The 10,332-nt window shown below is 71.3% G+C and carries 8 protein-coding genes and 1 pseudogene; 6 read left to right on the forward strand and 3 right to left on the reverse strand.

Going from position 1 to position 10,332, the window contains the following annotated elements; all coding sequences use genetic code 11:
• Positions 1-44: 44 nt before the first annotated feature.
• Positions 45-980: a DUF1353 domain-containing protein gene (locus tag ACTHAM_RS02810; RefSeq protein WP_440684251.1), complete on the reverse strand. Its 936-nt coding sequence runs from the start codon at positions 978-980 to the stop codon at positions 45-47.
• 74 nt (positions 981-1,054) lie between these two features.
• Positions 1,055-2,221, reverse strand: coding sequence for an MFS transporter (locus ACTHAM_RS02815; protein WP_440684252.1), 1,167 nt, complete (start codon positions 2,219-2,221; stop codon positions 1,055-1,057).
• Positions 2,222-2,587: 366 nt separating this feature from the next.
• Here ACTHAM_RS02815 and ACTHAM_RS02820 point away from each other — a divergent pair.
• Positions 2,588-2,920: pseudogene (locus ACTHAM_RS02820) on the forward strand (AAA family ATPase); the annotation flags it as partial.
• Between the two features lie 183 nt (positions 2,921-3,103).
• On the forward strand, positions 3,104-3,787 hold the full coding sequence (locus ACTHAM_RS02825) for an ATP-binding protein (RefSeq protein WP_440684561.1): 684 nt from the start codon (positions 3,104-3,106) through the stop codon (positions 3,785-3,787).
• Between the two features lie 9 nt (positions 3,788-3,796).
• On the opposite strand, the gene ACTHAM_RS02830 is transcribed toward ACTHAM_RS02825, so the two are convergent.
• A complete protein-coding gene (locus ACTHAM_RS02830) occupies positions 3,797-4,849 on the reverse strand; it encodes a LacI family DNA-binding transcriptional regulator (protein WP_440684253.1) in 1,053 nt (350 codons plus the stop codon).
• 309 nt (positions 4,850-5,158) lie between these two features.
• Here ACTHAM_RS02830 and ACTHAM_RS02835 point away from each other — a divergent pair, with 309 nt between their 5' ends.
• The 4 genes from ACTHAM_RS02835 (at position 5,159) to ACTHAM_RS02850 (ending at position 10,259) form a co-directional block, all read left to right on the forward strand.
• The gene (locus ACTHAM_RS02835) at positions 5,159-5,980 is read left to right on the forward strand and encodes a carbohydrate ABC transporter permease (RefSeq protein WP_440684563.1); all 822 of its coding nucleotides are present in this window, start codon (positions 5,159-5,161) and stop codon (positions 5,978-5,980) included.
• A gap of 5 nt (positions 5,981-5,985) precedes the next feature.
• Positions 5,986-6,921: a carbohydrate ABC transporter permease gene (locus ACTHAM_RS02840; protein WP_440684254.1), complete on the forward strand. Its 936-nt coding sequence runs from the start codon at positions 5,986-5,988 to the stop codon at positions 6,919-6,921.
• A gap of 114 nt (positions 6,922-7,035) precedes the next feature.
• Complete coding sequence (locus ACTHAM_RS02845; RefSeq protein WP_440684255.1) at positions 7,036-8,355, forward strand: ABC transporter substrate-binding protein; 1,320 nt, start codon at positions 7,036-7,038, stop codon at positions 8,353-8,355.
• A gap of 137 nt (positions 8,356-8,492) precedes the next feature.
• Positions 8,493-10,259, forward strand: coding sequence for a glycoside hydrolase family 35 protein (locus ACTHAM_RS02850; protein WP_440684256.1), 1,767 nt, complete (start codon positions 8,493-8,495; stop codon positions 10,257-10,259).
• Positions 10,260-10,332 lie beyond the last annotated feature (73 nt).

Consider the following 10,332-nt stretch of genomic DNA (forward strand, 5'->3'; position numbering starts at 1 on the left):
CGCTGGTCTGACACGGGGTGGGGCTGTGACCTGCGAGGACACCCTCACAGGTCGGCCGGGTCCGGGTTGGCGTTCACCGTGCTCGCGCCCTCGTCCACCAGCGGCCTCCACTGGATGCGCGCCGTGACTCCCGTGCGTCCCTCCGCCGTGACGGGGCCCCCGACCGCGGCCACGGTCGTGCGCTCGCCCAGCCCCACCACGAGCTCGACGACGAACGTGGCCGCGCCGAGCACCGCGATCGGGAACGCCGCCACCAGGCTGACCAGCACCGCCCCGAGCAGGCCGGCGAGCGCACGCGGCTCGAACCGGCGCGGCGCGTACTCGTCCGCGGCAGGCACCACCGCACCGGGCGGCGCGATCACCGGCACCCGGTCCTGCTCGACCGCGCCCGCCACGCTCAGCGCGAGCACGCCGACCCCACCGGCGAGCACCGCGACGAGCCCCGGCGTCCACCCGGGCCCGACGGCCAGCAGCCCCACCGCCCCGAGCACCAGCAGCGCGAACGACACCAGCACCGGCGGGCGCCCGAAGACCCGCACCGCCGCCCACATGAGCCACCGCCGGATCAGCCCCGAGCCGCTGGCCCGCAACGTGCGGCGGAACTGGTCGTCGGCCTGGCGTCGGGCACGCCGACGGTACGGCGCAGGCTGGTCGGGTTGCTGCGCGGCCCAGCACAGGCGGTCGTGCAGCAGTGCCGGCAGGGTCTGGCGGCCGTAGCTGGCGATCACACCCCACAGGAACATCGGCACCGAGGCGAGGTCGGTCTCCATGCCGCGCGGCACCAGGTGCTGCACGGCCCCCGCCGACCACGCCGGGCTCTGCGGTGTGCCCCGGTCGGCGGGCAGCTCGGTGTACCCGAACTCACGGATGACCTCGAACAGCACCTTCCAGCGGCGCGTCACAGGTAGCTGGCGCAGGTCGACCGTGGTGATCTGCCGCCACAGCGAGGCATCCGCCGGGTCCGGTCCGATGAACGGCACGGTCGCCCCCTCTCGCCGCGACGACCAGTCGTCCCGACGCTAGACCCGGCGCTGCAGCCTCACCATCGGCCGCCTCATGCCTGGCCTGCTGACCGGGTCCGGCGGGTGGGCGTCGCCGCCAGGCTGACGAACCCGGCCAGCCCGAATCCCGCGGCGAGACCGCCCCAGGCGACGACGGCGGCCGTCAGCACAGAACCGATCGAGGTGGTCCCGCTCAGTGCCATGGTGTACAGGGCCGAGACCTTGCCGCGGTGCTCGGTCGGGGTCGCCGTGACGACACGGACCTGCACCACCGTGGTGTAGACGAGCCGGGCCGCGCCCAGCAGCAGGAGCACGGCCAGCAGGGCGCGGAGCGACCGGCCGGCGGGGATGACGAGCAGCGCCGCGGTGCCAAGGGCCGCAGTGGCGACGGTCCGTCCCGTGGTGGCGTGCGCCTTCGCCGTCGCGAGCAGCAGGCCGCCTGCCAGGGCGCCCACGCCGAGCGCGGCGTTCGCCGCACCGAGGACCCGCGGGTCGTTCTCGTACCAGGAGTCCACGGCGAGGGGCACGAGCGTCGAGAAGTTCAGCACGATCAGCGAGACCACGGTGAACGTGAGCAGCTCGCGGGCCAGCGCGGGGCTGCTGCGCACGTACCGGATGCCGTCGAGCCACCGCCCTTGTGGGCGCGCGGCGTCGAAGACCTCGATCCGGCGCAGCGGCAGCACCGCGAGCACGGCGGCGGCCGCGCACAGCGCACCGGCGGTGAACGCCGCCGGTGCCCCGCCGAGCACGATGAGGGCAGCCGAGAGCACCGGACCGAGCACCCGGCAGACGGACCCGTTCATGCCCGCCAGGCCCACGAGCCGGGTGCGGTCCTCGTCGGCCACGAGGGACCCGAGCAGCACCTGGGTCGCCGAGAACACAGTGACCGATGTCGCGGTCATCAGGCCGGCGAGGAGCGCGACTCCCAGCACATGCCCCCACGACGAGCCGAGGCTGAGCACGGCGGTGCCGCCGATCGTCACGGTGCTCACACCCATCGCCCATCGCAGCAGCGTCGAGGGGCGGAACCGGTCGGCCCACGAGCCGGCGAACGGGGCCAGCACCAGCCTGGGCAGGAACTGGAACGACTGGACCACGGCGAGCGCCCTGATGCCACCGGTGCCCTGCAGGGCGTACCAGGGCAGGGTGGCGGTCGCGACCCACAGGCCGAGCTGGCCGAGGAACCCGAAGAGCAGGTACCAGGCCTGCGGTCGGGTCACGCCTCGACGGACGGTCGGTCCAGCGCGCGTGCCCGTCGCTGCGCTGCGCTGCGCTCGTCGGTCATCCGGGCAGCATTCGGCGGGAGAGGAGACGCACGTGCCGAGGTTAGGGCGGGTCGAGCCGCTGCGGGGCGGTTCTGGCCTACTTCCGCAGGTCAGACCTGCGAGAGAGGTCGCCGGCTGGCGACTCCTCCACTCGGACTCCGGCGAGTTCTCCATTCTCTTGTCGGCGAGTTCGACACTTGACCGTTGGCGAGTTCTATACTCGGCGGTGCAGGCGCCCGACGCCGCGTTCGCCCAGCAGGAGGCATCGTGTCGAACGATCAGTACCGCAGCCGGGTCGTCGATACGGACATCGCCGATGCGATGACAGCGCTCGGTGCGGTCGTCATCGAGGGCCCTCGTGCGTGCGGCAAGACATGGACGGCCCTGAGGGCTGCCACCACTTCCGTTCGCATGGACGACCCGGGGATGGCCGAGCTCGCCCGTGTCGACCCCGCGCTCGTCCTCGCGGGGGACACCCCGAGACTCATCGACGAGTGGCAGCTCGTGCCGACGATCTGGAACCAGGTGCGCCGCGCGGTCGACGACCGGCAGGCACCCGGGCAGTTCATCCTCACAGGCTCGGCAGTCTTGCCCGAGGACGCCGCGCGGCACTCGGGTGCAGGCAGGATGGCACGCATCCGGATGCGCCCGATGTCCTTGTGGGAGAGCGGCGACTCCACCGGTGAGGTGTCGCTCGAGGCGCTCTTCGCAGGATCGTCGGCACGCGGTCACGCCGACCACGAACCCCTCGCCGCGGTCGACCTGGCCGTGCGCGGCGGATGGCCGGCGCTCCTCGGCTCGGACGGAGGGAGGGCCTCGCGGTTCGTTCGCGGGTATGTGGACGCCATCGTCGAGCACGACCTCCCCCTGGTCGATGCCCGGCGCCGCGATCCGTTGAGGTTCCGCCGCTTCCTGGAGGCGTACGCGCAGGTCGGTGCGCAGACGGCCTCGCTCGCATCGATCCGCAGTCGAACCCTCGGTCCCGATGGTGCCGAGGGCGTCCATTGGTCGACGGCAGACGACTACCTGGACCTCGCAGCGAGGCTCATGGTCGTCGAGGAGATCGCTGCATGGAACACCCATCTCCGCTCGCGCGCCAGGCTCACCCAGGCGCCGAAGCGGTGCTTCGTCGATCCCTCGCTCATGGTGGCGCTGCTCGGCGCCGACGCGGACCGGCTGCGCAGCGATCTCCGGACGTTCGGCTTCGTCTTCGAGTCGATGGTCGCTCGCGACCTCCGGGTGTACGCGCAGGCGCTGGACGCTGAGGTTTTCCACTACCGCGAGCGGTCGGGGGACCTCGAGGTCGACCTGGTCGTCGAGCGTCGTGATGGCTCGTGGGTCGGTGTCGAGGTGAAGCTGGGTCAGCATCGGGTGGACGAGGCGGCGACGGCGTTGCGGGCCCTGGCCGATCGGCGGGTCGTGCGGCCGCCCGCGGCTCTGGTCGTCGTGACGGGTTCGGGATACGCGTATCGGCGCCCTGACGGTGTGGACGTCGTGCCGCTGACCACGCTCCGGCCCTGACGCTCGACCTCAGACCTGGCGGGCGGGCCCGGTGCTGGCGCGGACGATCAGCTCGGTGGGGACGACCACGTGGTGCCCGGCCAACGACGTGCGCTCGCGGATCTGCTGCAGCAGCAGGGCGACGAGCTCGGAGCCGATGGCCCGGAAGTCCTGCCGCACGGTGGTCAGCGGCGGCCACAGGTACTCGGCGAGCGGGATGTCGTCGAACCCGACCACGGAGACGTCTTCGGGGATGCGCCGACCGTGCTCGTGCAGCGCGCGCATGAGGCCGGCGGCCATCTCGTCGTTGGCGCACAGCACGGCGGTGACGTCGCGGTCCTCGGCGAGGCGCTGGCCGATCTGGTAGCCGGACAGCGAGGTCCAGTCGCCGTGCAGCACCTCGGGCACGGTGCGGCCGGCTGCGCGCAGGCGGGTGCGCCAGGCGTCGACGCGGGTCTGCGCGGGGGTGGAGTCGGCGGGGCCGGCCAGGTGGTGCACGGTGCGGTGGCCGAGGTCGAGCAGGTGCTGCACGGCCTGCGAGGCGCCTTCGGTCTGATCGGTGCCGACGGCGGGGTGGTGCCCGACGAACCGGGAGTCGGAGACGACCACGGGCAGCCGGGGCGGCAGGGCGAGCGTGGTGGGGGTGGCGGCCTCGGCGCGGATGATGACCAGGCCGTCGATGGCCTGGTGGTCGAGGCGTTGGACGGCGGCGGTGACGTCGGTGGACGAGGGGCTCTGCACGTCGATGAGGCTGACGGTGTAGCCCTCGAGCCGGGCTGCCTCGACGACGGCCTCGACGGTGCGGGACTCGCCGGTGCGGGCCAGGCGGTGGGCGATGACGCCGATGGCGCCGAACGACCCGGACCGCAGGGCGCGGGCGGCGTGGTTGGGGGAGTAGCCGAGCTGCTCCATGGCGTCCAGGACGCGTTGGCGGGTGTCGGGGCGGACGTTCTCCGCTCCGGTCGACACGCGCGAGACGGTCTGCTGGGAGACGCCGGCCAGGCGTGCGACGTCGCTGATCGACGGGCCGGGTCGACTGCGACTGCCGGCCCGGACGGGGGTGCTCGGTGTCCCGGGCGTCATGGTCGTCACGATAGCAGTGGTGACGTCACCATCCGGCCGTTCTCGGGCCGAGTGGATGGGCGCGCTCCCAGATGGTGACGTCACCAAACCGTGATCATCAGGTGATCCGATCTGGCTTGACATGCCGCGGCCGTCGATGGAAGCGTGCGTGGAGGTCGCCCATGGTGACGTCAACATCGCACAGACACGAGGGAGTGTTCGGTGACGCAAGCGGTCACACCCACGATCGGCGCCCCCGCCCGGCGCGCCCGGTCGGCCCGCGCCGGCCGGGGCAGGTCCTGGTCGGGCTGGGCGTTCGTGGGCCCGTTCATGGCCGTCTTCGCGCTCGTGTTCCTGGCGCCGATCGCCTACTCGATCTACCTGAGCCTGTTCCGCAAGCAGCTCGTCGGCGGCAACTCGTTCGTCGGCATCGAGAACTACCAGCGCGCGCTCGAGGACCCGCAGTTCTGGTCGGCGCTGGGTCGCGTCGCGGTGTTCCTCGTGGTGCAGGTGCCGATCATGCTCGGCATCGCCCTGCTGGTGGCCCTCGCGATCGACAGCGGGCGGCTCTACGGGCGCAACTTCTTCCGCATCTCGATCTTCCTGCCGTACGCCGTGCCCGCCGTGGTGGCCAGCCTCATGTGGGGCTTCATGTACGGCACACGGTTCGGCCTGGTCGGCAACATCAACGACGCGTTCGGGGTCTCGATCCCCGACCCGCTGTCGCCCGACCTGGTGCTCGCCGCGATCGGCAACATCGTGACCTGGGAGTTCGTCGGCTACAACATGCTGATCTTCTACTCGGCGCTGCGGGTCATCCCGACCTCGCTGTACGAGGCGGCGCAGATCGACGGCGCCGGCCAGTGGCGGGTCATCGCGGCCATCAAGCTCCCCGCCATCCGGGGGGCCCTGGTCATCGCGACGATCTTCTCGATCATCGGCAGCTTCCAGCTCTTCAACGAGCCGAGCATCCTGCAGAACCTGGCACCGAACGCCATCACGACGTACTTCACACCCAACCTGTACGCCTACTCGTTGTCGTTCTCGGGCCAGCAGTACAACTACTCGGCGACGATCGCGATCATCATGGGCGTCATCACGATGATCGTGGCCTACGTCGTCCAGCTGCGCGGCATGCGCAAGGAGGCGTGACCGCGATGACCACCGCCACCCCTGACGTCCGCGTCGCGACCGGCGCCGGTTCGGCCCGCGCCACCCGCCTGCGGGCCCGCCGCTCCTACTCCGTGGACAAGCCGAAGCGCAGCGTCACGCTCACCGTGCTCACCGCGATCGTGCTGGTGTACAGCCTGATCCCGCTGGTCTGGCTGCTCGTCAACGCGTCCAAGACGCAGAACGACCTGTTCTCCTCGTTCGGCCTGTGGTTCGGCGACGAGTTCGCGCTCGGCTCGAACGTGGTCGACACGCTCACGTACGACGACGGCATCTTCGTCCGCTGGCTCGTCAACACGCTCATCTACGTGGTGGTCGGGGCCGGGGGTGCCACGGCGCTCGCGGTGCTCGGTGGCTACGGCCTGGCCAAGTTCCAGTTCCCGGGCAAGCGGGCCGTGTTCGCCACGGTCATCGGTGCGGTCGCCGTGCCGGGCACCGCGCTGGCCGTGCCGACGTTCCTCATGTTCAGCCAGATGGGCCTGACGAACACGCCGTGGGCGGTCATCATCCCCTCGCTCATCTCGCCGTTCGGGCTCTACCTCATGTGGACGTTCGCCGCCGAGGCGATCCCCACCGAGCTCATGGAGGCCGCCCGTGTGGACGGCGCCTCCGAGGCGCGCACGTTCGCCCAGATCAGCCTGCCGTTGCTGGCCCCCGGCATCGTCACGGTGCTGCTGTTCACCATGGTCGCGACCTGGAACAACTACTTCCTGCCGCTGATCATGCTCAAGGACCCCGACTGGTACCCGCTGACCCTGGGCCTGAACGCCTGGAACGCGCAGGCGGCCACGGCCGGCGGCGAGGCGATCTTCAACCTCGTCATCACCGGGGCGGTCCTCACGATCCTGCCGCTCATCGTCGCCTTCCTGTTCCTGCAGCGGTACTGGCAGTCCGGCCTGGCGGCCGGCTCCGTCAAGGAGTGAGGCACCCCGCCCCGCGCCCGCGGCGTCCCCTGCCCGATGGTGACGTCACCATCACGGCTCCCCGATCCACCCGTCCCACCCGTCGTTCCCTGACAACGAAGTGAGAGGAAAGTCATGACCACCACCTTCCGCCGCACGCTCCTGCGGGGCACCGCCCTCGCAGGTGCCCTGACGCTGGCCCTCGCGGCATGCTCCTCGGGCGGCACCGACACCGACGACAGCTCGGCCCCCGCCGAGGCCGACGGCGGCTCGCTGACGGTCTGGGCCTGGGACAACACCGTCCAGCCGATCGCCGACGCGTACATCGCCGAGCACCCCGACGTCACCATCGAGGTCGTCAACGCCGGCACCGGCAACGACCAGTACACCGCGCTGCAGAACGCGATCGCGGCCGGCTCGGGCATCCCCGACGTCGCGCAGATCGAGTACTACGCGCTGCCGCAGTTCGCCATCGCCGACTCTCTCGCCGACCTGACCGAGTTCGGCGCCGACGAGCTCGACGGCACGTTCTCCCCCGGACCGTGGAACGCCGTCAAGCAGGGCGAGGGCATCTACGGCCTGCCCGCCGACTCCGGCCCGATGGCCCTGTTCTACAACGAGTCGGTGTTCACCAAGTACGGCGTCGCCGTCCCCACCACGTGGGACGAGTACCTGGCCGCCGCGCGGGCCATCCACGCCGCCGACCCCAACGCGTACATCACCAACGACACCGGTGACGCCGGCTTCACCACCTCGATGATCTGGCAGGCCGGCGGCAAGCCCTACACGGTCGACGGCACGGACGTGACCATCGACTTCACCGACGAGGGCTCCACCAAGTTCGCCGAGCTGTGGCAGCAGCTGCTCGACGAGGACCTGGTCGCCCCCATCAGCTCGTGGAGCGACGAGTGGTACCAGGGCCTCGGTGACGGCACCATCGCCACCCTGACCATCGGCGCGTGGATGCCCGGCAACCTCGAGTCCGGTGTGCCTGCGGCCGCCGGCCAGTGGCGCGTCGCGCAGATGCCGCAGTGGGAGGCCGGGGCCAGCGCCACGGCCGAGAACGGCGGCAGCTCCCTCGCGGTGACGCAGGCCAGCGAGCAGAAGGCCCTCGCCTACGACTTCCTGGAGTACCTGGCCGCCGGTGACGGCGTGCAGATCCGCATCGACGGCGGCGGCTTCCCGGCCACCACGGCGGACCTGGAGTCCGAGGAGTTCCTCAACAAGGAGTTCGAGTACTTCGGCGGCCAGAAGGTCAACGAGGTCCTCTCGCAGTCGGCGGCGGACGTCGTCGAGGGCTGGCAGTACCTGCCGTTCCAGGTGTACGCCAACTCGATCTTCAACGACTCGGTCGGCCAGGCGTACGTCACCGACACCACGATCGTCGACGGCCTCGCCGACTGGCAGCAGCAGTCGATCGACTACGGCAACGAGCAGGGCTTCACGGTCAAGTGACCTGAGCAGTCACCTGATCTCCTGGCGGTGGCGGGGTGCCGAACCCCGCCACCGCCGGGCCTGGCCGGACCGGGACGGCACTGCCCGCACCACGGCCGCACGCACGCGAACCACGGACGAGGAGCCCTGACCGCACCATGCCCACCTTCGAGATCGGCGAGCAGGACTTCCTGCTCGACGGTGAGCCGTACCAGGTGCTCTCCGGTGCCCTCCACTACTTCCGGGTCCACCCCGACCTGTGGGCCGACCGCATCCGGTCCGCCCGCCTCATGGGCCTGAACACCATCGAGACGTACGTCGCCTGGAACGTGCACGCCCCGCAGCGCGGCGTGTTCGACACCACCGGCGGCCGCGACCTGGGCCGGTTCCTCGACCTGGTCGCCGCCGAGGGCATGCACGCGATCGTGCGCCCCGGCCCCTACATCTGCGCCGAGTGGGACAACGGCGGCTTCCCTGCCTGGCTGTTCCGCACCCCCGGCGTCGGTGTGCGCCGCCACGAGCCGGTCTACATGGCGGCCGTCGGCGAGTACCTGCAGCAGGTGCTGCCGATCGTCGCCGAGCGCCAGGTCACACGCGGCGGACCGGTGATCGCCGTGCAGGTCGAGAACGAGTACGGCGCGTACGGCGACGACAAGGACTACCTGCGCGCCCTGGTCGACATCACGCGCGGCGCCGGCATCGACGTACCGCTGCTGACCTGCGACCAGGCCGACGACACCATGCTCGAGCGCGGCGGGCTGCCCGAGCTGCACCGCACCGCGACGTTCGGCTCACGCTCCGCCGAGCGCCTCGAGGTGCTGCGCCGGCATCAGCCGACGGGCCCCCTGATGTGCATGGAGTTCTGGGACGGCTGGTTCGACCACTGGGGCGCCCACCACCACACCACCGACCCGGCCGCCTCCGCGCACGATCTCGACGAGCTGCTGGCCGCCGGCGCATCGGTCAACGTCTACATGTTCCACGGCGGCACCAACGCCGGGTTCACCAACGGCGCCAACGACAAGGGCGTCTACCAGCCGACCGTCACGTCGTACGACTACGACGCCCCGCTCGCCGAGGACGGCACCCGCACGCCCAAGTACGACGCGTTCCGCGAGGTGCTCGGCCGGTTCACGACGCTGCCGGAGCAGACCGCACCGACCCGCACCCCGGCACCGACGTTCACGCTGCTGCACGGGCGTCGCACGGTGAGCCTGTGGGACGCGCTCGACGGCGCGACCGGCTGGGTCGACTCGCACGAGCTGCCCACGCACGACGCGATCGGCGTGCTCGGCGGGTTCGTGCTGCACCGCACGCACGTGGAGCTGACCACGCCGAGCGTGCTCGCGTTCGCTGAGGTGCGCGACCGCGCCCAGGTGTTCCTCGACGGACGGCCCGTGGGCGTCATCGACCGCTCCGAGCACGGCACCAGCCTGACGCTGCCCGCCGTGGGCCACGCGCGGCTCGACGTGCTCGTCGAGGACCAGGGCCGCGTCAACTACGGGCCGCGGATCGGGGAGCCGAAGGGTCTGATCGGCCCGGCGCTGCTCGGAGGGCTGCCCCTGACGGGCTGGCAGGTGCTGCCCGTCCCGCTCGACGCGCTCGTCGCCGACCCGGCGGTGTTCGCGGACGCCCCGGTCACCACCGGACCCGTGCCCGGACCGTCGCTGAGCCTGTGGGAGTGCGACCTGCCGACGGGGCACGACCTGTTCGTGTCGACCCGCACGTGGGGCAAGGGCGTCGTGTGGGTCAACGGCACCTCGCTCGGCCGGTACTGGAGCAAGGGCCCGCAGACCACCCTCTACGTGCCGGCCCCGGCCGTGGAGGGCGCGCACGACCGTGTGGTGGTCCTTGAGCTGCTGGCCGCGGCCGACGGCACGCTGCCGTTCGTCGACGGACCGGCGCTGGGGCACACGGAGCACTGACCGGCAGCATCTGCGCATGACCGGCCGCACGGACGCGGACGGGCACGGGCCAGGGACGGCGTCATCCATTCCT

The organism is Cellulomonas soli (assembly GCF_052036975.1).
GTDB classification, from domain to species: Bacteria; Actinomycetota; Actinomycetes; order Actinomycetales; family Cellulomonadaceae; genus Cellulomonas; species Cellulomonas soli_A.

Bases quoted from the DNA above. Each gene is read 5' to 3' on its own strand.
- ACTHAM_RS02845 (WP_440684255.1), top strand. From the start codon at position 7,036: ATGACCACCACCTTCCGCCGCACGCTCCTGCGGGGCACCGCCCTCGCA.
- ACTHAM_RS02830 (WP_440684253.1), bottom strand. From the start codon at position 4,849: ATGACGCCCGGGACACCGAGCACCCCCGTCCGGGCCGGCAGTCGCAGT.
- ACTHAM_RS02835 (WP_440684563.1), top strand. From the start codon at position 5,159: ATGGCCGTCTTCGCGCTCGTGTTCCTGGCGCCGATCGCCTACTCGATC.
- ACTHAM_RS02840 (WP_440684254.1), top strand. From the start codon at position 5,986: ATGACCACCGCCACCCCTGACGTCCGCGTCGCGACCGGCGCCGGTTCG.
- ACTHAM_RS02850 (WP_440684256.1), top strand. From the start codon at position 8,493: ATGCCCACCTTCGAGATCGGCGAGCAGGACTTCCTGCTCGACGGTGAG.